19 protein-coding genes are annotated in these 21698 nt (G+C 69.8%); 13 read left to right on the top strand and 6 right to left on the bottom strand.

The genetic code is table 11. The features are described 5' to 3' along the window. The first annotated feature begins 59 nt into the window (after positions 1-59). From GXN78_RS41905 to GXN78_RS10055, 5 genes are all read left to right on the top strand, one after another. A complete protein-coding gene (locus tag GXN78_RS41905; RefSeq protein WP_258187061.1) occupies positions 60-182 on the top strand; it encodes a hypothetical protein in 123 nt (40 codons plus the stop codon). Positions 183-250: 68 nt separating this feature from the next. Further along, the gene (locus GXN78_RS10070; RefSeq protein ID WP_146163110.1) at positions 251-682 is read left to right on the top strand and encodes a type II toxin-antitoxin system HicB family antitoxin; all 432 of its coding nucleotides are present in this window, start codon (positions 251-253) and stop codon (positions 680-682) included. Then, the gene (locus GXN78_RS10065) at positions 679-912 is read left to right on the top strand and encodes a hypothetical protein (protein WP_106558935.1); all 234 of its coding nucleotides are present in this window, start codon (positions 679-681) and stop codon (positions 910-912) included. The genes GXN78_RS10070 and GXN78_RS10065 overlap by 4 nt, the downstream gene beginning before the upstream one ends. Before the next feature lie 84 nt (positions 913-996). Next, on the top strand, positions 997-1470 hold the full coding sequence (locus tag GXN78_RS10060) for a PA2169 family four-helix-bundle protein (RefSeq protein WP_106558934.1): 474 nt from the start codon (positions 997-999) through the stop codon (positions 1468-1470). Between the two features lie 134 nt (positions 1471-1604). Continuing rightward, positions 1605-1892, top strand: a complete 288-nt coding sequence (locus tag GXN78_RS10055; protein ID WP_106558933.1) for a hypothetical protein — start codon at positions 1605-1607, stop codon at positions 1890-1892. 78 nt (positions 1893-1970) lie between these two features. On the opposite strand, the gene GXN78_RS10050 is transcribed toward GXN78_RS10055, so the two are convergent. Further along, positions 1971-3191 carry an OmpA family protein gene (locus tag GXN78_RS10050; protein ID WP_164255406.1) on the bottom strand — a complete coding sequence of 407 codons (1221 nt, stop codon included), beginning with the start codon at positions 3189-3191 and terminating at the stop codon, positions 1971-1973. Next, positions 3188-4966: a serine/threonine-protein kinase gene (locus tag GXN78_RS10045; protein WP_106558931.1), complete on the bottom strand. Its 1779-nt coding sequence runs from the start codon at positions 4964-4966 to the stop codon at positions 3188-3190. Before GXN78_RS10045 ends, GXN78_RS10050 begins: the two co-directional genes overlap by 4 nt. 242 nt (positions 4967-5208) lie before the next feature. Here GXN78_RS10045 and GXN78_RS10040 point away from each other — a divergent pair, with 242 nt between their 5' ends. The 5 genes from GXN78_RS10040 to GXN78_RS10020 all read left to right on the top strand — a co-directional run bounded on the left by GXN78_RS10040 (position 5209) and on the right by GXN78_RS10020 (position 10404). Further along, entirely contained in the window at positions 5209-6240 is a 1032-nt protein-coding gene (locus GXN78_RS10040; protein WP_106558930.1) for a LacI family DNA-binding transcriptional regulator, read from the top strand. 140 nt (positions 6241-6380) lie between these two features. Further along, positions 6381-7340 (top strand): tripartite tricarboxylate transporter substrate binding protein, encoded by a 960-nt coding sequence (locus tag GXN78_RS10035; protein ID WP_106558929.1) that lies wholly within the window; start codon positions 6381-6383, stop codon positions 7338-7340. Between the two features lie 11 nt (positions 7341-7351). After that, entirely contained in the window at positions 7352-8686 is a 1335-nt protein-coding gene (gene gudD, locus GXN78_RS10030; RefSeq protein ID WP_106558928.1) for a glucarate dehydratase, read from the top strand. 23 nt (positions 8687-8709) lie between these two features. Next, positions 8710-9507, top strand: a complete 798-nt coding sequence (locus GXN78_RS10025) for an aldolase/citrate lyase family protein (protein WP_106558927.1) — start codon at positions 8710-8712, stop codon at positions 9505-9507. A 12-nt stretch (positions 9508-9519) separates the two neighbouring features. After that, positions 9520-10404 carry a 2-hydroxy-3-oxopropionate reductase gene (locus GXN78_RS10020; RefSeq protein ID WP_106558926.1) on the top strand — a complete coding sequence of 295 codons (885 nt, stop codon included), beginning with the start codon at positions 9520-9522 and terminating at the stop codon, positions 10402-10404. Positions 10405-10419: 15 nt separating this feature from the next. Here GXN78_RS10020 and GXN78_RS41900 read toward each other — a convergent pair whose 3' ends face one another. Then, positions 10420-10545: a hypothetical protein gene (locus GXN78_RS41900; protein ID WP_258187060.1), complete on the bottom strand. Its 126-nt coding sequence runs from the start codon at positions 10543-10545 to the stop codon at positions 10420-10422. Positions 10546-10840: 295 nt separating this feature from the next. On the opposite strand from GXN78_RS41900, the gene GXN78_RS10015 reads away from it, so the two are divergent. After that, complete coding sequence (locus tag GXN78_RS10015) at positions 10841-11314, top strand: PaaI family thioesterase (RefSeq protein ID WP_106558925.1); 474 nt, start codon at positions 10841-10843, stop codon at positions 11312-11314. Between the two features lie 18 nt (positions 11315-11332). On the opposite strand, the gene GXN78_RS10010 is transcribed toward GXN78_RS10015, so the two are convergent. Together GXN78_RS10010 and GXN78_RS10005 are read right to left on the bottom strand one after the other, a co-directional pair. Further along, a complete protein-coding gene (locus GXN78_RS10010) occupies positions 11333-12769 on the bottom strand; it encodes a cytochrome P450 (protein WP_106558924.1) in 1437 nt (478 codons plus the stop codon). Between the two features lie 63 nt (positions 12770-12832). Beyond that, positions 12833-13486, bottom strand: coding sequence for a GNAT family protein (locus GXN78_RS10005; protein ID WP_106558923.1), 654 nt, complete (start codon positions 13484-13486; stop codon positions 12833-12835). Between the two features lie 213 nt (positions 13487-13699). Here GXN78_RS10005 and GXN78_RS10000 point away from each other — a divergent pair, with 213 nt between their 5' ends. Together GXN78_RS10000 and GXN78_RS09995 are read left to right on the top strand one after the other, a co-directional pair. Further along, positions 13700-15244, top strand: coding sequence for a hypothetical protein (locus GXN78_RS10000; protein ID WP_106558922.1), 1545 nt, complete (start codon positions 13700-13702; stop codon positions 15242-15244). Continuing rightward, positions 15241-19017 carry an alpha/beta fold hydrolase gene (locus GXN78_RS09995; RefSeq protein ID WP_106558921.1) on the top strand — a complete coding sequence of 1259 codons (3777 nt, stop codon included), beginning with the start codon at positions 15241-15243 and terminating at the stop codon, positions 19015-19017. The genes GXN78_RS10000 and GXN78_RS09995 overlap by 4 nt, the downstream gene beginning before the upstream one ends. On the opposite strand, the gene GXN78_RS09990 is transcribed toward GXN78_RS09995, so the two are convergent. Beyond that, a complete protein-coding gene (locus GXN78_RS09990) occupies positions 18986-21604 on the bottom strand; it encodes a winged helix-turn-helix domain-containing protein (protein ID WP_164255405.1) in 2619 nt (872 codons plus the stop codon). The two genes, GXN78_RS09995 and GXN78_RS09990, sit on opposite strands and share 32 nt — an antisense overlap. Between the last annotated feature and the right edge of the window lie 94 nt (positions 21605-21698).

The following is a 21698-nucleotide window of genomic DNA, read 5'->3' as shown; positions in this document are numbered from 1 at the left end:
CGGCCCGCTCGTCCGCACAGGGCTTTCCAAACGGACGTTTTCGTCCGAGAATTGAACAAGTGACCGGCAACGAATTCATCCGCAAATTGAAGATGCTCGGAAAGGCGCGACGAGTGCGCGTAACGTTGAATGCTTCGCGCGGCAAAGGAAGCCATCAAACGCTTTATTACGGCGCGGCTTGAAGACCGGCATGTTCCATGCAATGTGCAGCCAGCTCGGAATCAAACCAAGCGACCTGTGAGGTGCTCCAATGAAACGCTTCCAATATCCCGTATTGCTCACGCCGGCCGAAGAGGGTGGTTTTGTCGTCACCTCTCGTGACCTGCCCCAACTTGTCACGCAGGGCGAGGACGAGCATGACGCGCTGGCACAAGCAGCCGATGCAATGGACGAGGTGTTCGCCACCTACATGATCAATGGCATCGACTTTCCCGAGCCGAGCAAAGCCCGGCGTCACGAACGGCTGGTCGCTCCGCCGGCCGAAACAATGGCGAAAGCTGCGCTGTGCGTGGCGATGCGAGAAGCGGGCATCAGCAAGATGCAACTGGCCAAGCAGCTCGGCGTGAATGAGAAGGAGGTGCGCCGGCTGCTTGACCCGCACTACGGTTCGAAGCTCCCCCGCATTGCCGAAGCGATTGGCCTCCTTGGCCAGCGGCTCGTGATCGGTCTGGAACCGGCATGACCAGGAGACGTCCCGCGCCGCTGACCCGCAGCTACACGAAGACCGTGAGCGCCCGGGCTCATCGCGACCCGAGCTTCGTTGAGGCGCTGCTGAGGGAAGCAGCTTCGGCGCATGCGCAAGGCGAGTTGGAGGTCGCGTTCTTGCTGGTGCGAGATCTGTACCCGGGCAACGGCCTGCGGCCTGAGCCGCGCGGGCGGCACCGCCCTACAGGCGCCGTCAGGCGAGGCTGACGCGGCGGGCGCCTCAGCCCTCAATCATGAAAGCACCAGCAAGCGTTCCCGCGTCGGGGACCGCTGATTCCAAGGAGTACTTTCATGGCAGTGGATACCGAAGTCCTGGCCGCCGGCGAGGTGGTGGACATCCTGAACGACCTGCTCGAGAACGCGCGCGACGGCGAATACGGCTTTCGCACCTGCGCGGAGGAGGTGAAATCGCCCGAGATGAAGCGCTTGTTCAGCGACCGCGCCTCATCCTGCGCGCAAGCTGCCAGCGAGCTCTCGCAGCTGATCCAGGCGCAAGGCGGCAAGCCGGCCCAGGGCGGCACCACCACCGGCGCGATGCACCGCGGCTGGGTGCATGTGAAGGGGATGGTGGGCGCCAACAGCGATCTCTCGATGCTCGAGGAATGCGAGCGCGGCGAGGACGCGGCCATGGCGCGCTATCGCAAGGCCCTGAAGTACAACCTGCCGGCCGATGTGCGTGGCGTGGTCGAGCGGCAGGCGGCCGGCGCGCAGCGCAACCACGACCAGGTGAAGATGCTGCGCGACCAGGCGCGCGCCCGCAGCTGAGTAAGGAGGAGGCCGCCCAGGCCGGGCGGCCTCCTCAAGATGAAGGATCCAGGCGGCAAAATTAGACCAATGGCCAGTTCCGCACGGGCCGCCTGCTCGCCAGAATCGCCCCAGCGAACTCTGGGAGAACAGCAATGCAACCTGCCGTCGAAATCACGAAACGCGGCGAGCGAAACTTCAACTCGTACATCGGCATCGGCGATGGCACCCGTCGCTATGCGCGCGAAGGGCTGCCCACGGTGGCCCAGTGCCTGCAGGATGCGGCGGCCGCCCTGGGCCGCGAATTCAGCTATGCCACCGTCAGCTTCGACAACATCGTGATCGGCAGCTATCCGGTCGCGGTCATGGAACACCGCGCAGTCGAGGTGGCTGACGAGCTGCTGGTGAAGCTGTCGAACCGGCGCGTGCGCTACGTTGCCTGAGCGCCCCCGCGCGGCGGGGGGCGGCAGCGCAGGGCCATTCGGCGCAGGCCAGGTCCTCGCGCATGAAGACCGCGGCGCTCAGCCGCAGCCCACGATCCTGAACTCGACCCGGCGGTCCAGCGCGTCGACCGCGTCGTCGGTGCCGCTGCCGATGATGTTCTCGCGAAAGCCTTTGCCGCTGGTCTTGGTGCGATCGCTCAGCTCCATGGCTTCGCCGATGAGCCGCTGCCGGATGTAGCGCGCCCGCTGCACCGACAGCGTGTCGTTGAAGGCCGCCGGGCCCGTGCGGCTGGTGTGGCCGACGATGTCCATGCAGACATTGGCACCGGCGCTGGCCTTGGCGATCTCGCGCAGCCACATGGGGTAGGGGCCGCTGACCTTGGCGTCGGACCAGAAGGCGGTACCGCCCGGATTGAACAGGAACTTCACGCCCAGCTGCTGCTGGGCGATGCCGTAGGCGACGATCCTGCCGAATGCCTGCTCGGCCTCGGCCGTGCGGCCCAGCTTGGCCGAGCTCAGGTAGATGCCGTTGAGCACGCGCAGCTGGGCGTCGCTGGCCGTGCCGCCGGCGGCGCTGTTGTACTGCGTCAGCGCGTCCTGGTAGCGCTCGGCGTTGTAGTGCGTGGTGGCGTCCTTGATCACCGGTGCGACAGCGATGCGCTCCAGGTAGTACGGGTCGGCCCGCTGGCCCGCCGGCGTGGCGGTGGTGCGCACGTAGCTTTCGATGATCGGGTCCTTGAGGGGCACCGGCGTGTCCTGGTAGTAGGGCAGCGGCGTGTGGTCCAGCCCGTCGTCGCGCGCCACCACCGAGGACTGGGCCACCACCATGCCGCTGGCCAGCTCGGTCAACGCCAGGTCGATGCGCAGCGGGCTGCGCGCCTGCTCGACCGACAGCCGCGTCATGGTGCCGGTGAGCAGGTAGCGGGCCTTGGCCAGGTTCGCGCGGTGGAAAGGCAGGATCTCCATCGACTCGTGCTTCGAGCCGATGCGCTCGCTGACCCGCTCCTGCAGCTGCTGCGTCGCGACGGTCTGCTGAGCGCTGCGGGCATCGATCATCGGGTCGAGCACCACGCCGCGCTTGGCGCTCATCCGCGCGATCAGGGCCGGCTGCTTCGGCGTCTGCATGACCAGCCCGTCGGTGGCCTGGGCGACGGCCTGGTCGAAGGGCAGCTCGGCCTTGGAGGGCGGCGGCGGCGCGGAGGTCGCGCAGCCGGCCAGGCCGGCGAGGCCAGCCACGAGCAGCAGGACGGCGGACAGGGACAGGGCCCCGCGGCAGCGGGTGAAGGTCGAGGTCATCATTCGCATCCCTTTTTCAGAACGGCCGCCTCCCCGGCGCCCAGAGGTTCGAGTGAGGCGCGCAGCAGCAGCTCGCTGCAATGGCCGTTGCGAGCCGGCGCGGCCTCGGCTACCACGCTGATCGGCGGCTCGGCCGCCGGCATGCGCGTCTCGCGCCGGGCCGGCCGCGTCGGCTCCATGGGCTGGCGCGACGCCTGGACTGGAGCGCGCGACGCCTTGGCGGACAAAGGATCGACGCGCGCCGGTGCAGCTGCGACGGCCGGCAGCGCAGCGCGGCCAGGCGATGGCAAGGCCTCGACGATCGCGGCAGGCTCCGGTGCATCCAGCGGCGCCGATGGCACGGCGACAACGCGCAGGGGCTGCACCTGGGCCGGCGCAGGTGCCGGTGTCGCCGGTGGGATCGCTGCCACCCGCACAGTAGGGGCCGTGGGCGCCGCAACCGCAACCGCAGCCGCGGCCGCCGGCGCTACCGCGGCCGTCGCAGGCAAGGTGGCCAGCACGGCCATCGGCGGTTCTGTCCGGGTCGGATCGCCGATGCGGTAGTGCCCGGCGGTCACCAAGCCGACCAGCACGGCCGCCGTCGCCGCCAGCGCCGGGAGCTTGAAGCGGTTGCGGCGCGCCGGCGTCGTGCGCGGGCGCGGCGGCATCGCCGCAAAGAACTGGACTCTGGACATTGGCGGCCGGGCGATCGCAGGCACGAAACTCCGGGCCGAGGCGTGCAGCGCCGGCGCCTTCGCAACCTCCACCGCCGGCGGCTCGCTGGGCGCGCAGGCCGCGGCATCGCCGCCCGTCTCGCACGCCGGGGCATCGGCGCCCATCCGGGCCGCGAACTCGGCCGCGCTCTGCGGGCGGTCCTGCGGAAGCACCGACAGCGCCGCGTCGATGACGGTCACGAAACGCTCGCCATAGCGGCCGTGCGCGAGTTCGCGCAGCGGCTGCAGGGGGTCGTCCGGCATGCGTTCCATCGACGAGATCGGCGGCTGTCCGGTGATCGCGGCATACACCACCGCCGCCAGCGCATACAGATCGGTCCAGGGCCCCTGCCGCATCGAGGCGAGTTCGCCGTACTGCTCGATGGGCGTGAAGCCGGGCTTGAACACCACGGCCGACGACTGCCCGGCGCTGTCGATCACGCGCCGCGCGGCGCCGAAGTCCAGCAGCACGGGGCCGGTGTCGGTGAGCAGGATATTGTCGGGCGCGACGTCGCGGTGGAAGCAGCTCAGCGCGTGCATCGTGCCGAGCGCGTCGAGCAGCGGCCGCAGCCACGCGCGCAGCTCGGCCTCCTCGGGGGGGCGCCCCAGCTCGGCCAGCGCGTGTGCCAGCGTCGGGCCCTGGTAGTAGGGCATCGCCATGTAGGCCGTGCCGTTGTCTTCCCAGTGCTGCAGCACGCGCACCAGCGAGGGGTGGTCGAAGCGAGCCAGTATGCGCGCTTCGTTGACGAAGGCGCGCAGCCCGATGCGGAAGCTGTCCTGGTGGCGCGGCGACTTGACGACCACCGCGTTGGAGGCGCTGGCGCGTGCGGCCAGCACGGCCGGCAGGTATTCCTTGATCGCGACGTGGCACTCCTGCACGTGGTCCCAGGCCAGGTAGACGACGCCGAAGCCGCCTTCGCCGATCGGCCCGACGATCTCGTAGTCGTGCAGGCGCAGGCCTTCGGGCAGGGCGCGCGCGCCGTCGCGTTCGAACTCGGCCCAGCCAGCCTGCTGCGTGGGCCAGTCGCTGCTCACGGTCGCTGGGTCGGGCGCGACGGGCAGGGTAAGGGTGGCAAGGCTGTCCATGGCATTCAGGCCGCGCCGACCGGCCGCCCGCTCCGATTGCAAGCCCCGAGTCGCGTGATGTAGATCTGCTTGGCCATGGCGTCCGATCCCCTAGGTGAGCATTGACTCTACTGCGTGTTGCAAACAGAAGCATTCACCAGAAGCACTAGCCGAAAGGAGGCTCCGGCGCCACCCGACCCTCGTCGCCAAGCCTGTGCAGCAGCGCATGACGGTAGCGCTATCGCCGCTCTAGAATCGCCCGAATGAAAGCCGAGGCTCCTCCCGCACGCCGCAGCCGCCGTGGCAGCGGCGCCGTCACGCTGCACGACGTGGCCAAGCTGGCCGGCGTCGCGCCCATCACGGCGTCGCGGGCGCTCAACACGCCGGCCCAGGTCTCGCCCGAGGTGCTCAGGAAGGTGACGGATGCCGTCGCCCGCACGGGCTACGTGCGCAACGTGATGGCCGGCGGGCTGGCCTCGACGCGCAGTCGGCTGGTGGCCGCGGTCGTGCCGACGATCGCCGGGCCGGTGTTCCTGCAGACCGTGCAATCGCTCACCGAGGCGCTGGCCGAGCACGGCTACCAGCTGATGCTGGGCCAGAGCGGCTATGCCGAGTCGCGCGAGGACGCGCTGCTCGAAGCCATCATCGGCCGCCGGCCCGACGGCATCGTGCTGACCGGCATCCTCCATTCGGCCGAAGGCCGGCGGCGCCTGCTGGCCGCCGGCATCCCGGTGGTCGAGACCTGGGACCTCACGCCCACGCCGCTGGACATGCTGGTGGGCTTCTCGCATGCCGAAGTGGGACGCGCGGTGGTCGATTTCCTGCACGCCAAGGGCCACCGCCGACTGGCGGTGGTTGCCGGGGATGACGAACGCTCGCGGCGGCGCCATCAGGCGTTTTGCGACGCGGCCCGCGCCGCCGGCCTGCCCGAGGTGCCGCTGATCTACGTCCCCGCGCCGACCACGCTCGGGAGCGGGCGCCGCGCGCTGGGCGAGTTGCTCGCCGGCACCCCTAGCATCGATGCAGTGTTCTGCAGCTCCGACCTGCTCGCCCTGGGCGTGATGACCGAGGCCCAGGCGCGCGGCATCGCGGTGCCGCAGCAGCTGGCCGTGGTCGGCTTCGGCGACCTGGAGTTCGCGGCCGACCTGCATCCAGCCCTCAGCACGGTGCGCATCGACAGCACAGCCATCGGGCGACAGGCGGCGCGTTTCATCGTGGAGCGCGCCGAGGGGCGCGCGGTGGCCGAGCGGGTGGTGGACATCGGCTTCTCGATCGTCGAGCGGGCCAGCGCCTGATCCGTAGAAACCCTTAGCAATTGGCACTTGACGTCGAAAACGGTAGCGCTACCATTCACGTCATTCCACGGTAGCGCTACCACGCGTCCGCGCCCAGGTGGAGATCCTCCCCTTTTGATATTTTTCCGGAGACAAGCCCAATGAAGAAACTGCTCGGCGCCCTAGCCATCGGCCTGACGGCCTGCCTCGCCCAAGCCCAGGAATGGCCCCAGAAACCAGTGACGCTGGTTGTCCCCTTCCCGGCCGGCGGCTCGACCGACATGGTGGCGCGCGCCATCACCCCCAAGCTCGCCGAGAAGCTCGGCCAGCCTTTCCTGGTGGACAACAAGGCCGGCGCCACCGGCACCATCGGCGCGACCCAGGTCAAGCGCGCCGCCGCGGACGGCTCCAGCTTCCTGGTCACCTCGCTCGGGCCGCTGGTGATCGCGCCGCACCTGATCAAGGGCCTGCAGTACGACGCGCTGAAGGATTTCGACCTGATCACCGTGGCGGTGCAGGCGCCCAACGTGCTGGTGGTGCCGGCCAACTCGCCGCACAAGACGGTGGCCGACGTGATCGCCCACGAGAAGAAGAACCCCGGCAAGACGACCTTCGCTTCCTCCGGCAACGGCTCCAGCGATCACCTCACGGCCGAGCTGTTCTGGCAGGAGACCGGCACCACCGGCCTGCATGTGCCCTACAAGGGCGGCGCGCCGGCCATCACCGACCTGCTCGGCGGCCAAGTCGAGGCGTCCTTCCAGAACGTCAACGCGGTGTTCCAGCACATCAAGAGCGGCAAGCTCAAGGCGCTGGCGGTGACCGGCGCGAAGCGCTCGCCGGTGCTGCCCGACGTGCCCACCATGGCCGAAGCCGGCGTGAAGAACGTCGAGGTGTATTCGTGGCAAGCCATCGTCGCGCCGAAGGGCCTGCCCCCGGCCGTGCGCACCAAGGCCAGCGAGGCGATGGTGGCGGCGCTCAACGAGCCGGCGGTCAAGCAGCAGTTCAACTCCATCGGGCTCGAAGTGGTCGGCAACACGCCGGCCCAGTTTGCAAGCTTTCAGAAACAAGAGTTTGATCGCTGGAAGAAAGTCATCGAGACCGGCAAGATCACCATCGATTGATTGAGGCCCCCATGTCCAACAACACCACCCCCGTCATCACCGAACTGCGCGCAATCCCGGTCGCCGGCCGCGACAGCATGCTGCTCAACCTGAGCGGCGCCCACGGCCCCTTCTTCACCCGCAACCTGCTGGTGCTGACCGACAGCGCCGGCCGCACCGGCGTCGGCGAGGTGCCCGGCGGCGAGAAGATCCGCCAGACGCTGGAAGACGCGCGCGAGCTGGTCGTCGGCCAGCCCATCGGCGCCCACCAGCGGGTGCTGCAGCAAGTGCAGAAGAAGTTCGCCGACCGCGACAGCGGCGGCCGCGGCCTGCAGACCTTCGACCTGCGCACCACCATCCATGCGGCGACGGCCATCGAGGCCGCGCTGCTCGATCTGCTGGGCCAGCACCTGGACGTGCCGGTGGCCGCGCTGCTCGGCGAGGGCCAGCAGCGCGAGGCGGTGGAGATGCTTGGCTACCTCTTCTACGTCGGCGACCGCGACAAGACCGACCTGCCGTACGCACGCGAGGCCGATGCCGCCGACGACTGGTCGCGCCTGCGCCACGAGAAGGCGATGACCCCCGAGGCCATCGTGCGCCTGGCCGAGGCGGCCAAGGCCCGCTACGGCTTCAACGACTTCAAGCTCAAGGGCGGCGTGCTGCGCGGGGACGAGGAAGTCGATGCCGTGGTCGCGCTGCACGAGCGCTTCCCCGAGGCGCGCGTGACGCTCGACCCGAACGGCGGCTGGCTCCTGAAGGATGCGATCCGCCTCGGCCAGCGCATGCGCGGCGTGGTCGCCTATGCCGAGGACCCCTGCGGGGCGGAAGAGGGCTTCTCCGGCCGCGAGGTGATGGCAGAGTTCCGCCGCGCCACCGGCCTGCCGACCGCAACCAACATGATCGCCACCGACTGGCGGCAGTTGAGCCATGCGCTGGCGCTGCAGTCGGTCGACATCCCGCTGGCCGACCCGCATTTCTGGACCATGGCCGGCTCGGTGCGCGTGGCCCAGAGCTGCCGCGACTGGGGGCTGACCTGGGGCTCGCATTCCAACAACCACTTCGACGTCTCGCTCGCCATGTTCACGCACGTGGGGGCCGCGGCGCCGGGGCGCGTGACTGCCATCGACACGCACTGGATCTGGCAGGACGGCCAGCGCCTCACCAAGGAGCCGTTGAAGATCGAAGGCGGCCTGGTGCAGGTGCCGAAGAAGCCCGGGCTGGGCGTCGAGCTGGACATGGCCGAGGTCGAGAAAGCGCACCAGCTCTACAAGCAGCATGGCTTGGGCGCGCGCGACGACGCGGCCGCGATGCAATATCTGATCCCCGGCTGGACCTTCGATCCGAAGCGCCCCGCCTTCGTCCGCTGACCCACCCTCCTGAAGGAAGCCCCATGAGAGAGAACCGCCTGCGCACGCTGTGGAAGTCCGGTGGGGCCGCCGTCAACGGCTGGCTCGCCATCCCCAACGGCTTCTCGGCCGAGACCATGGCCCACCAGGGCTGGGATTCGCTGACCATCGACCTCCAGCACGGCGTGGTCGACTACCAGGCCATGGTCGGCATGCTGCAGGCCATCTCCACCACCGACACGGTGCCGGTGGTGCGCGTGCCCTGGCTCGATCCGGCCGCGCTGATGAAGGCGCTGGACGCCGGCGCCTACGGGCTGATCTGCCCGATGGTCAACACGCGCGAGGAAGCGCAGCGCCTGGTGGCCTACACCCACTACGCGCCGCGCGGCACGCGCAGCTTCGGCCCGGTGCGCGCCCTGCTCTACGGCGGGGCCGACTATCCGCAGCAGGCGAACGACACCATCGTCACCTTCGCGATGATCGAGACCGCGCAGGCGCTGGACAACCTGGACGACATCCTGTCGGTCGAGGGCCTGGACGCGGTCTACATCGGCCCCTCGGATCTTTCGCTGGCACTCGGCTGCCGCCCGGTCTTCGACGACGTGGACCCGCCCGTGGCCCAGGCCATCGACCACATCCTCGAGCGCGCCAAGGCCCATGGGCTGGTCGCCGGCATCCACAACGGCACGGCCGAGGGCGCGCTGGCCCGCGTCGCCAAGGGCTTCCAGTTCGTCACCGTGAGCTCGGACGCGCGCCTGATCGCCGCCGGCGCCCAGCAAGTATTGGCCAAGATGCGCGCCACGCCGCCGAGCGCGACGCCCTCCAACTCCTCCACCTACTGAAAGGACATCGACATGAAGATCGGATTCATTGGCCTGGGCATCATGGGCGCGCCGATGGCGCAGAACCTGATGCAGGCCGGCCACGAGATGATCGTGCGCACCCGCAGCAAGGTGCCGGATGCGCTGAAGGGCGCCACCGTGTGCAAGACCAATGCCGACGTGGCGCGCGCGGCCGAGGTGGTGATCCTCATGCTGCCCGACACGCCCGACGTCGAACAGGTGCTTCTCGGCGAGGAGGGCGTGGCGGCCGGCCTGTCGAAGGGCAAGCTGGTGATCGACATGAGCTCGATCTCGCCCATCGACACCAAGCGCTTCGCCGCGAAGATCAACGCGCTGGGCTGCGACTACCTGGACGCGCCGGTCTCCGGCGGCGAGGTGGGCGCCAAGGCCGCCAGCCTGACCATCATGGTGGGCGGGCCCGAGGCCGCCTTCGAGCGCGCGAAGCCGCTGTTCGAGAAGATGGGCAAGAACATCACCCTGGTCGGCGGCAACGGCGACGGCCAGACCACCAAGGTGGCGAACCAGATCATCGTGGCGCTGAACATCGCCGCGGTGGGCGAGGCGCTGGTGTTCGCGAGCAAGGCGGGCGCCGATCCGGCCAAGGTGCGCCAGGCGCTGATGGGCGGCTTCGCGGCCAGCCGCATCCTGGAGGTGCATGGGGAGCGGATGATCAAGCGCACCTTCAACCCGGGCTTCCGCATCGCGCTGCACCAGAAGGACCTGAGCCTGGCGCTGGCCGGCGCACGTTCGATGGGGGTGTCGTTGCCGCAGACGGCTTCGGCCGCGCAACTGATGCAGTCCTGCGCCGCGCACGGCTGGGACCAACTGGATCACTCGGCCCTGGTCAAGGCGCTCGAGCAGATGGCGGCGCACCCGGTGGCGCCGGACGGGGAGTAGACGCGGCGGGTCGCGTCAGCCGCGCAGGTACGACAGCGCGAAGAGGATGGCGGCCAGTGCGATCCCGGCGCGGGTGATGTAGGTCCCGAGCTTGGCGGCGACCGGGTCTTGCGGCTGAAGGCTGGCGTGTTTGGTGTCCATGGCGTCGAACTCCCAGAGAGAAGATGCGATGTCATGCTAGGCCCGAAGTGCGCGCTTGCCTATCCGCCGAACGGCCCACCGGCCGATTGGCCTGGCGCCAATCGTGCAATGCGTCACCATTGCGCAACAAGCTTGCCATCTGCGCCCGCAGGTACGGGGCTGGCGCGCCCGGCGACAGTGCTTGTCAGGCGCGCGGCGTGCGCCTTACATTCGGGCCAGCTCATGAGGATCGGTATCGGATGATGACTGCGCGACTGATCGATCAAGCCAAGGGCAAGGACGCGAGGCAGGTCGCATGACGAGCAGCCAAGCCCAGCCCGACGCGAACGCCTTCGAAGGGGAAGCACCCGGCCTGCTGTTCGGCCTGGCGATGCCCATGGCGCGCGCCATGGCCCTGCGCGGCGAGGCCATCGGCCACGACCGGGCCCGGATCCGCATGCACTACCAGGCTGAACAGACCAACAGCCGCGGCGACGTGCATGGCGGCGCCATCGCATCGCTGCTGGACTGCACCCTGGCGGCCGCCGTGCGCTCGCACGATCCCGCCGGCTTCGGCGTGGTCACCATCGACCTCACGCTGCACTTCGTCTCGGCCGGCGGCGGCGACTTGGTCGCAAACGCCCATTGCGACCGGCGCGGGCGCTCCATCAGTTTCGCGCGCGGTGAAGTCCACACCGAGGATGGCACGCTGGTGGCGATGGCCACCGGCACCTTCACGCTCCTGGCGCGGGCCGCCGCGGCGCCCGCGTCGAACGCAACCGGTGCGTGACGGTGTGAACGAAGTGCGCTAACTGCGCGCTCGCAGCTGCAGCCTCAGTCCCACCGGCGACATCGTGAACGCCAGCCGCTCCTGCACGTCCGTCCCGTCGGCGTTCGAGACATCCGCGATGTCGAATGTGCGCAGCAGCATGGCGGCCACCATCTTCATCTCCGACAGCGCGAGGTAGCGGCCGGGGCAGGTGCGCGGCCCGGCGCCGAAAGGCATGGCGACGCGCTTGGCCGAGCCCGCGGCCCGGCCCGGGCCATCCCCGGCGAGCCAGCGTTCAGGCCGGAAGGCCTCAGGGTCGGCGAAATGCGCGGCATTCACGGCCCCGGGGCGCATCAGGCACATCACCGGCGTGCCGGCGGGCACTGCCACGCCGCCCACCACCGTGTCGCGCACAGCCTCCTGGATGAGGAGCGGGGCGACCGGCTTCAGCCGCATCGTCTCGTGTGCGCAGGCTTCCACGAAATCGAGCTGGCCCAGCTGCTCGTGGCTGGGATGGGCCTCGGTGCCGAGCACGCGGCGCACTTCCTCGGCGGCCCGTTGCGCGGCCTCGGGATGGCGATGCAGCAGCCAGATCATCCACGCCAACGTGTTGGCCGTCGTGTCCTCGCCGGCCAGCAGCATGGTCAGCATGTTGCCGGAAACGTCTTCGTCGGTCAGGTCGGAGCCGGGCCGGTCGCGTTCGGCGACCATGGCTTCGATGAGGTTGCGCGGGTGCTCGCGCAGTTCAGGCTCGTCGGCGAGCCGCTGCCGCGCGGCGGCAATGAAGCCGTTCACGGCGCCGTGTACCGCGGCCAGGTCCGCTTCCACCGCCCGGTCGCGCCGCGTCAGCCAGCGCGGCAGCGGCGACAGCACGCGCTTGGCCAGCGCGGGCAGCAGCTTGTCCAGGTGCTGCTGGATCACCTCATCGTCCGACTCCAGCGTGTTGATGTCCGTGCCGAACGCCAGGCCCGCCGTCACGTCGACGGTGTAGCGCATCAGGTCGGCCTGCAGGTCGATGGCCTGTCCGGCCTCCATGGCCCGGCGCCAGCGGCCCTCGAAACGCTGCGTGACCTTCACCAGCGTGGGATGGAAGGCCTTGATGTGGGTCGGGTCCAGGCCGCGCAGCACCATGGGCCGGTGCCGCCTCCATTCGTCGCCGTTGACGGTGAACAGGCCATTGAAGCCGAGCGAGCGGGCCGCCGCGTTGAGCTTGGCGCCGCGCTGGAATCCGTCGGGCCGGTCGCGCAGCACCGCGGCGACCGTCGCCGGGTTGGAGATGACGACGAACTCGCGGGAGGCGATGCGGAAGCGGTAGATCTCGCCGTGCTCGCGCGCCCATTGCTCGACCTTCTGGTGCAGGCGCTCGCGCTCGATCTGGAGGGCGTTGCCCAGCACGGGCAGCCCGCGCGGCCCCGGCAGCTCGCGAATGCGCCGCACGGGTGCGCCCGCACGCGGTCCATCGGTGGTGATCGCCATGTCGGTCCCTTCGTGCGCCGGCGCGCCAAAAGCGCGGCATCTTATCTCGGCCCGCAAGGCCGTTCAGAAGCCGAACTGGAAGAACTGGTTGCTCAGCCAGCGCCGCAGCACGTCCACGGGCCGCGGCGCGGGCGCCTCCGGCATCCGCGCGACCACGCTGCGCTCCATGTGCAGCACCGGCCGATCGGCCCCTTGCGGGCCTGCGACGAAGCCCATGCGCTGCATGAAGCGGATCGCCCGGCGGTTGGAGGAAGGCACCTCGCAGACAAGCCGGCGCAGGCCGGCATGGCGCGCCGAGTCGAGCAGCAGATCGAGCAAGTGGTCGGCCAGCCCCTGGCCCTGCCAGGTGTCGCCCACGATGAGCGTCAGGTCCGCGCAGTCGCCCTGAGCGCTGACCTCGTAGCGCGCCTCGCCGATCACCTCCTCGTCGTGATCCAGCCGGAGCGTCGCGACGAAAGCGACATGGCGCACGCCATCCACGTTGACCAGGTCCACCAGCATGGCCGGCGAGCAGATCCCCAGGCCGCGTCCGAAGCGCTCGCCGCGCGAGGCGGCCGGCAGCCTGGCGACGAAGGCGCCGAAGCGTCTCGCGTCGTCGGAGCGCACGGCGCGGATCTGGGCGGGCGCGCCGTTGCGCAGCCGCACGTGCCGGGGCACTCCCACGGCACGACGCGTCGCGGCGATGGCTGCAGCCGGGCTGGTGTTCACGTTGGGCATGGGCTCTTCCGTTGGCTTGGTGAAAAAGGAACGCAAGCATCTCGCGCCGGGCCCCGTCCGGTCCTTAAGTACTACTGAAGCGTTCTGAAGTCCGCTTCAGGCTGCCGCCGACGCACGAATTCAGAACGTTTAAGGGCCGCATTCATGATTCCGCGGCTGCCTTCGGCGACAGTTCGGCACGGGCCCCGCCGGGTCCGACCGACCCTAAGAGCCATGGCCCTCAAAGCACCGCGTTATGTCTGCCTGTCCGACCTCCACCTCGGCGCGGCCTACAGCATCCTGACCTACGCCGACGCGCAGGGACGGCCCGACCCAGGCCGCCCCAGCGACACCCAGGTCGCCTTCGGCAGCGCCTTGCGCGAGCTGCTGTCCACCATGGACGGCCCGCCCCCGACCCTGATCCTGCTGGGCGACGTGCTCGACATGGGCCTGTCGCCGATGGGCGACGTGGCGGCGGCCTTCCGCTGCTTCGTGGAGACGGTGATGCAGGACGGCGGCCGTCCGGTGTTCGCCCCGCGCGTGCTGTACGTGCCCGGCAACCACGACCACCACCTCTGGCGCATCGCGCAGGACCAGCAGTTCCAGGACGCGCTGCAGCAGGGCCGCGTCGAGGACGACCTGATCAAGCACACCGCGCTGTTCGACCCTGCGGGCGAAGAGGCCGAGGCCTCCCGGATCGGCTCGGCGATGCTGACGCGGCTCGCCGCCGGCTGCCCGGGCCTGGCCGACGCGCGGGTGGACATCGCCTACCCCAACCTCGGCCTGCTGGATGCGTCGCGCAAGCGCTGCGTGGTGCTGCACCACGGGCACTACATCGACCCGATGTACCGGGTGATGACGATGCTGAATGCGCAGGCCCCGGGCCGCAGCGCCGGACGCAACCCCGCCGCCGTGACCGTCTCCGACCTGGAGGGCCAGAACGGCGCCTGGGTCGACTTCATGTGGTCCGATCTCGGCAGCTCCGGCCTCACCGGGGCCGGCGCCGGCAAGCTCTACGAGGTGATGCGCGATGCCGCCGCATCGCACGACTTCTCGCAACGGCTGGCCGCCTTGCTGGTGGCCAAGCTCGACCAGAACTTCGGCATGAGCGGGAGCACGGACGTGTTCCAGGGCGTCACGGTCAGTCAGCTCGTGCTTGGCGCGCTCGACGCCACGCTGGGCCGGGGTGCCGAGTCGCAGCGCGACGGCTATGCCGAGGTGATGAGCACCGACGACGTGGCGGACCTGCGCTGGTACCTCTCGGGGCCGGTGAAGCTGCAGCTCGAGCAGGCCGGGCTCCAGCCCTCGGAGCTGGATTTCAGCTTCGTCTTCGGCCACAGCCACAAGCCTTTCGAGGACGAGCTGCCGGTGCCGGGCTACGACCGGCCGGTCGGCATCTTCAACACCGGCGGCTGGGTGATGGACCAGCCCACCATGACCAGCACGCAGGGCGCTTCGGCGATGTTCATCGACGATGCGCTGAACATCGCATCGCTGCGCCTGTTCAACGATCCGGTGAATGGGCGCGTGCCCCCTGTGCATGCCTGCGGCATCGGCGGCTTCCGCGACCGCGACAACCCGATGCTGGCGGCGCTGGCGGCCGGCATCGAACGCAGCGCACCGGCCTGGGAGGCGTTCTCGCGCCACGCGCAACAGGCCACGCAGAGCCGCGCCACGCTGCTGCTCGACGAATTCTTCACCGCTTCGGTTTCGGTGATTGCGGACGCACGGGCCGGGATGGCAGCCCGGACCAGGACGACGGCGAGGACCAAGGCATGACGATGAAGCCCATTTCCCGCCCCCTCGGCGAGATCGCCTCGCATTACACGGTGGTCGTGGTCGGTTCCGGCTACGGCGCCGGCGTGGCGGCTTCGCGCCTCGCGCGGGCCGGCCAGACGGTCTGCGTGCTGGAGCGCGGCCGCGAGATCCTGCCCGGCCAGTTCCCGAACGACATCGCCACCGCGCAGGCCGACATGCAGATCGACGGTGCGCGCGGCAAGCTCGGCGCGGCCGACGGCCTGTACAACCTGCACCTGAACGACGACATGCTGGCGATGGTGGGCTGCGGCCTGGGCGGCACCTCGCTGATCAATGCCAACGTCGCGCTGGAGATCGACCCGCGCCTGTTCGACGCCACGCCCTGGCCGGCCGAGTTCCGACGCGACCCGAAGCTGCTCGACCCCTACATCGCACGGGCCCGGAAGATGCTCGACCCCTCGCCCTATCCCGAGGATTCGAAGGACTTCCCGCCGTTGAACAAGCTGCTGGCGCTGCAGAAATCGGCCGCGACGATGAAGAAGCCGTTCAAGCGCCCGCCGATCGCGGTGAACTTCGTCGACCAGGTGAACCCCTTCGGCGTGGAGCAGCCGCGCTGCAACCTGTGCGGCGATTGCACCAGCGGCTGCAACGTGGGTGCGAAGAACACCACGCGCATGAACTACCTGCCCGACGCGCATGGCCACGGCGCGCAGATCTTCACCGGCGCGCGGGTCAGCCATGTCGAGCGCGACGGCGCGCGCTGGCGCGTGTTCTTCGACGAGGTCGTCCTGCGGGGCGCCGAAGGCCCGGCCGCACAGGGGAACGCCGGCCGGCGCAGCGTCACTGCCGACGTGGTGATGCTCGGCGCGGGCGCCCTGGGTTCGACCGAGATCCTGCTGCGCTCCAAGGCGAAGGGCCTGCCGCTGTCGGACCGCGTCGGCCAGCGCTTCTCCGGCAACGGCGACGTGCTCGCGCTGGGCTACAACAGCTACTGGCAGTCCGGCACCGACGCGCAGGGCCAAGCGGTCCAGCGCAACATCAACGGCGTGGGCACGGGGCGCAACGAGGTCGCGCCGGCCAATCTGCCGGGGCCGTGCATCACCGGCGTGATCGACATGCGCCAGACGCCCGAGGTGGGCGACGGGCTGGTGATCGAGGAGGGCGTCATCCCCGGCGCCCTGGCCCCGTTGCTGACGCCGGCCCTGTTCTTCGCCGACGCGATGCTGGGCGGCGAGTTCGCCTACGGCGCCTCGCAGGCCAAGCCCCGCCTGCTCGATGCGCAGGCCCTGGGCGAGGCGGTGCAGAGCGATCCCGGCAGCCTGACCCGCCTGGCCTACACCGGCGCGGTGGCCCGCACGCAGACCTACCTGGTGATGAGCGTGGACGAGGCGGCCGGCCGCCTGCACCTCGAGGAAGACCGGCTGCGCATCGATTGGCCGAAGGCCGGCGCCAGCCCCACCATCGTCAAGGACGACGCGTGGCTCCGAGCCGCGAACGACGCCATCCAGGGCCAGTTCATCCCGAACCCGCTGTCCAGCGAATCGCTCGGCCGCAAGCTGATCACCGTGCATCCGCTCGGCGGCTGCGGGATGGGCGACAGCGCGGGCGAGGGCGTGGTCAACCACCAGGGCCAGGTGTTCTCCGGCAACGAAGGCGAAGCGGTGTACGAGGGCCTGTACGTCTGCGACGGCGCGGTGCTGCCGGGCGCGGCCGGCGTGAATCCGCTGCTCACCATCAGTGCGCTGGCCGAGCGCACCTGCCAGGCGCTGTGCGACGCCCGGGGCTGGGCGATCGACCTCGGCCTCCAGCCGCGCCAGGCCTTGCCGGCGGGCGGCAGCGCATCCGCATCCCCCGCAGCACTTCCCGCCGCGCCGCCTTCGGGCCTGCTGGAGCGGATGGCGCGCGAGATCTCGTCGATCGCGCACGACGCCGAAGCGCTGCTCCAGAACGCGACCGGCCATCTCGAAGCGGGCGCCATCGAGCTGGCGAAGCACGCGATCAAGCTGCTGATCGAGAAGGACCCGGCGCTGCTCAGCCCGAGCTTCCAGTTCACCGAGACCATGCAGGGCTGGATCAGCACCGAGGCGGTGGTCGCGCGCCCCGACACGGCACGCCGCATCGCCGACGACTACGAAGTCGCGAGCGCCTGGGGCCGTGTGCGCAACCAGGCGATGCGCTTCGAGCTGACCATCCAGACCCACGACCTCTACCAGATGGTCACGGACCCGACCCACGCCGCCACCATCTCCGGCACCGTCACCTGCCCGGCGCTGTGGCACGAGCCGATGCCCGTGCAGAGCGGCGTGTTCCACCTGCTGCCGGCCGACGCGCAGCGGGTGGAAACCTGGACCATGACCTACGAGATGATGCTGCAGCGCGGCGACTCGCGGCTGCGCTTCAAGGGCCACAAGGTGCTGCACCAGCGGCCCGGGTCCTCACCGTGGACCGACACCACCACGCTGTTCGTGCGGGTGCACGACGCGGAAAGCGCCCAGAGCCCGCTGGTCGCGCAGGGCATCCTGACGCTCGACCTCGAAGACCTTCTACGGCAGGCCTTCTCCATCCGCCTCGAGCCGCCGACGAACCTGCTGGGCGCGCTGGAGCAGCAGGTGCCGGCGGCGCGTGACGCCATCAACGCCGTGTACTTGGCCAAGTTCGGCGGCTTCTTCGGCACGACGCTGTTCCGCGCCTACGGCGGCCTGCTGGCGGACCTGAACAACTTCCCGGCGCTCGATCTCCCCCAGCTGCAGCGGCGCGCATTGCGCGCACCGGTGCCGGTGGCGCACAGCGTGGACGTCGGCGATGGCTTCAAGATCAAGCTCACCCGCTATGCCGGCGGCGCCCGCGGGCCGGTGGTGCTGGCGCCGGGCTTCTCGGTGCGGGCCTCCTCCTTTGCCACCGACACGGTGGAGCAGAACCTGGTGGAAGCGCTCTGCGCGCGCGGATACGACGTGTGGCTGTTCGACTACCGGGCCAGCGCCGACTCCGGCAGCCCGATCGCTCCCTTCACCATCGACGACATCGCCCGCATCGACTGGCCGGCCGCGGTGCGCTTCATCCTCGAGACCACGGGCGCGCCGGACCTGCAGGCGATCGCGCATTGCGTCGGCTCGATGAGCCTGCTGATGGCCCTGCTCGACGGCATGACCGGCGTGCGCTCGATCGTCTCCTCGCAGCTGACGCTGCATCCGGTGACCAACTGGCTCAACTACGCCAAGGCCGACCTCGGTCTGGCCCGGCTGCTGGAAGGCTATGCACCGCTGGAGGACCGCTTCGACTGCGTGCCCGGCACCACCGACCTCGACCGCGAGATCGACACGCTCGCCTGGAAGGTGCCCGTTCCCGACGGCGAGGAATGCAAGAACCCGCTGTGCCGCCGCGTGTTCTCCATCTTCGGCCCCTCGTACACGCATGCGCAGCTGAACAACGCCACCCACACGGCGCTGGCGGAAATGTTCGGCTGCGTGTCGCTGCGCCCCTTCGAGCAGTTGAGCCTGATGATGCAGCAGGCCAAGGCGGTGGACAGCGAGGGGCGCGACGTCTACGTCGTGCCGGAGAAGGCAAAGCGGCTTGCGCTGCCGATCAGCTTCGTGGCGGGCGCCGGCAACGAGCTCTTCTTTCCGGAGACCTGCATCCGCACGCAGCGCTGGCTGTCGGCCTTCAACGACCCGGCCCTCTACACGCGCCACATCTTCGACGGCTACGCCCACATGGACCTGTTCATCGGGCGCGATGCGGCGCGGGACGTCTTCCCCTACCTCATCACGCAGCTCGAGCGTGCAGACCCGCGTTGAGAAGGTGCTCACACACCAGCGCCACGACGGCGTCCTCGTCGAGCCCGGCCCCTTCGAGGCGCCAGACCTCGACGCTGGCCGCCGGGTGCGCGCTGCCGATGAGCGCCATGGCAGCCGTCATCGTGCGCTCGTCGCTGGGCGAGCGGCGCTCGCCGCGCCGCTGGCGCGCGGCGTCGTCGCAGCCGACCAGCAGCGCGGCCTCGCGCAGCCGGCCCTGGCGCGCCGCCAGCAGCGCCAGCATGCCGGAGAAGTGGCGCAGCCCCAACGAGCGGCGGCAATGCGGCAGGCTTCGCAGCACCTGGGCCCGGGCCGCCTCGAGCGCGCCCTGGCCGGTCAGCGCATGCGCGTACCAGTTCAGCGCGAAGGCCATCATCTGCGCATCGGCCAGTGGCGAGCGCTGCAGATGGTCGATGAGCCCGCGGAACTGGGCCACCGCTTCGTCGACGTGCCCCAGTTCCTGGTGCATCGCGGCCAGGTTGTTGAGCACATGAAACAGCGTGCGCGCGTTGCCCTCCGAGCGCACATGCGGCAGCGCCTGGGTAAAGGCCGCCAGCGCCTGGACCGGCTGGTCCTGGTAGCGCCGCACCATGCCCGTGCAGTACAGCAAGGTGCCCTTGAAGGCGCGCAGCCCGGGCTGCTCGACCAGCTTGCGGCATTGCGCCAGCCTGCGCTCGGCGCCCTCGAAATCGCCGCTCACGGCGGCCACGTAGGCGCTCGAGCACAGGCTGAGGGCCAGCAGGCCGTCCGGCGGCTGCCGCTCGAAGATCTCGCAGGCCCGGTCGAGCAGCTGCACGCGCCGCTGCACGCCGATGCCGCCATGCAGCCCGACCAGCGCCAGGCCCAGGCTGAACTCGGCCACCACCTGCGCCGGCGTGGATTCGTCGATGAAGGGCTCGGCCATCAGCATCCAGCGAAGGCACTCGGGGTAACGGCCGGCCTGGTACATCAGCACGGCGGCGACGTTCACCAAGTCGAGCGCCACGGCGGCATCGCCACCGGGGCCGCAGGCCCATTCGATCGCGCTGCGCAGGTTGTCGATCTCGGGCGTGCAGGCCAGCACCCACTGGTCCACCGTTTCGGCGGCTTGGCGCCCCGCATAGACGCGACGGTCGAGCGCCGCGTGCATGCAGTGCGCATGCCATTGCCGCAGGGTGTCCCATTCGCCGGCCGCCTCGAGCTGCTCGCGGGCGTAGGCGCGGGCCGTCTCCAGCAGGCGGTAGCGAGGCACCGGACCGGCATCGACCACGACAATCGACTTGTCGACCAGGTTGCCAAGATGATCCAGCACGGCCCAGATGTCGATGTGCTCGTCGCACGCCACCTGCTGCGCCAGTTCGAGGCCGAAGCCGCCGACGAACACGCCGAGCCGGCGGAACACCTTCTGTTCGTCCGGGCTCAGCAGCGCATGGCTCCAATCGAGCGTGGTGCGCAAGGTGCGGTGGCGCGTGGGGGCGTCGCGCACGCCGTTCTTCAGCACGTGCAGGCGCTGGGCCAGGTGCTGCCGCACGCCCTGCACGCCCAGCAGCGGCACGCGCGCCGCTGCGAGCTCCAGCGCCAGCGGCAGGCCGTCGAGCTCGCGGCAGATGTCGACCACCGCGCCCAGGTTGCCTTCGTCGAGCCGGAAGTTCGGCTGCAAGGCGCCGACGCGCGCCACGAACAGGGCCACCGCGCCGTGCGTCGCCGCATCGGCCAGCACGGCATGGTCCGGCACGGCCAGGGCGCCGAGCCGGAGCGGCCGCTCGGTGGCCAGCTTCAAGGGCTCCTGGCTGGTGACCAGGACATGCAGTTTCGGCACGGCATCGAGCAGGTCGCTGACCAGCGTGGCCACGGGCTCGATCAGGTGCTCGCAGTTGTCCAGCACGAGCAGTTCGTGGCCGCGCAGGCGCTCGGCCAGCTCGACGCTCGCGTCGGCCCGCCCCGGCAGATGGATGCCCAGGGACAGCGCCACCGCGCCAGGCAGGGCGGCCGGGTCCGAGACAGAGGCCAGCTCCACCATCCAGGCGCCGTCCCGGAACTCGTGCGCCACCTGGCGGGCGACGGCGCGCGCCAGGCTGGTCTTGCCGATGCCGCCCGGCCCCAGCAGGCTGAGCAGCCGATGCTGCTGCACCAGCTCGCGCAGCATCGTCTGCTCGGCATCTCGGCCCAGCAAGGGGGGCAGCAGGGCGGACAGGTTGCCGGTGTCCGAGCGCAGCGCCCGGACGGCGGATGAAACGGGAGCGGCCCTGGGGCTCGGTGCAGGCGTGGCAGTTCGCGCGGTGGCGCCCGCAGCCGATGCGGGAAGGGCGTCCAGCGCGGCCGCGAAGCGATAGCCCCGGCCCGGGATCGTGACGATGGCCTTGGGCCCCAGCAGCTTGCGCAGCGCGCTCACGTGCACCTGGAGGTTGTTTTCTTCCACCACCACGTTCGGCCACACCATCTCGAGGAGCTCGTTCTTGGTCAACATCCGCTCGCGATGCGCGATCAGGGCCGAAAGCACATCGAAGGCCCGGGCTCCCAGAGTGGCGGGCTGGCCTTCTACCAGCAGTTGCCGGGTGGAAGGATGCAATTCGATGTTGTCGAAGCGGTAGATCGAATCATTGGGAAGCACTAGCGACCTCAAGCGGTATTAACACTGGCAAACCCAGGGTTGTAACCGCGTCGGTCGAAAGTAACAACTCCGGTAACAATTTTTGCCGAAGTCC

Source organism: Variovorax sp. WS11, assembly GCF_010499245.1.
Taxonomy (GTDB): domain Bacteria; phylum Pseudomonadota; class Gammaproteobacteria; order Burkholderiales; family Burkholderiaceae_C; genus Variovorax.
Note: the sequence above shows the minus strand (reverse complement) of the source record. Positions and strands in the feature narration are given on the sequence as shown.

Excerpts from the sequence above, each read along its gene's own strand:
- GXN78_RS10035 (WP_106558929.1), top strand. The coding sequence starts at position 6,381 with ATGAAGAAACTGCTCGGCGCCCTAGCCATCGGCCTGACGGCCTGCCTC.
- GXN78_RS10045 (WP_106558931.1), bottom strand. The coding sequence starts at position 4,966 with ATGGACAGCCTTGCCACCCTTACCCTGCCCGTCGCGCCCGACCCAGCG.
- GXN78_RS10005 (WP_106558923.1), bottom strand. The coding sequence starts at position 13,486 with ATGCCCAACGTGAACACCAGCCCGGCTGCAGCCATCGCCGCGACGCGT.
- GXN78_RS10010 (WP_106558924.1), bottom strand. The coding sequence starts at position 12,769 with ATGGCGATCACCACCGATGGACCGCGTGCGGGCGCACCCGTGCGGCGC.
- GXN78_RS10000 (WP_106558922.1), top strand. The coding sequence starts at position 13,700 with ATGGCCCTCAAAGCACCGCGTTATGTCTGCCTGTCCGACCTCCACCTC.
- gudD (WP_106558928.1), top strand. The coding sequence starts at position 7,352 with ATGTCCAACAACACCACCCCCGTCATCACCGAACTGCGCGCAATCCCG.
- GXN78_RS10040 (WP_106558930.1), top strand. The coding sequence starts at position 5,209 with ATGAAAGCCGAGGCTCCTCCCGCACGCCGCAGCCGCCGTGGCAGCGGC.
- GXN78_RS10055 (WP_106558933.1), top strand. The coding sequence starts at position 1,605 with ATGCAACCTGCCGTCGAAATCACGAAACGCGGCGAGCGAAACTTCAAC.
- GXN78_RS10070 (WP_146163110.1), top strand. The coding sequence starts at position 251 with ATGAAACGCTTCCAATATCCCGTATTGCTCACGCCGGCCGAAGAGGGT.
- GXN78_RS09995 (WP_106558921.1), top strand. The coding sequence starts at position 15,241 with ATGACGATGAAGCCCATTTCCCGCCCCCTCGGCGAGATCGCCTCGCAT.
- GXN78_RS41900 (WP_258187060.1), bottom strand. The coding sequence starts at position 10,545 with ATGGACACCAAACACGCCAGCCTTCAGCCGCAAGACCCGGTCGCCGCC.
- GXN78_RS10015 (WP_106558925.1), top strand. The coding sequence starts at position 10,841 with ATGACGAGCAGCCAAGCCCAGCCCGACGCGAACGCCTTCGAAGGGGAA.
- GXN78_RS10060 (WP_106558934.1), top strand. The coding sequence starts at position 997 with ATGGCAGTGGATACCGAAGTCCTGGCCGCCGGCGAGGTGGTGGACATC.
- GXN78_RS10020 (WP_106558926.1), top strand. The coding sequence starts at position 9,520 with ATGAAGATCGGATTCATTGGCCTGGGCATCATGGGCGCGCCGATGGCG.
- GXN78_RS10025 (WP_106558927.1), top strand. The coding sequence starts at position 8,710 with ATGAGAGAGAACCGCCTGCGCACGCTGTGGAAGTCCGGTGGGGCCGCC.
- GXN78_RS10065 (WP_106558935.1), top strand. The coding sequence starts at position 679 with ATGACCAGGAGACGTCCCGCGCCGCTGACCCGCAGCTACACGAAGACC.
- GXN78_RS10050 (WP_164255406.1), bottom strand. The coding sequence starts at position 3,191 with ATGATGACCTCGACCTTCACCCGCTGCCGCGGGGCCCTGTCCCTGTCC.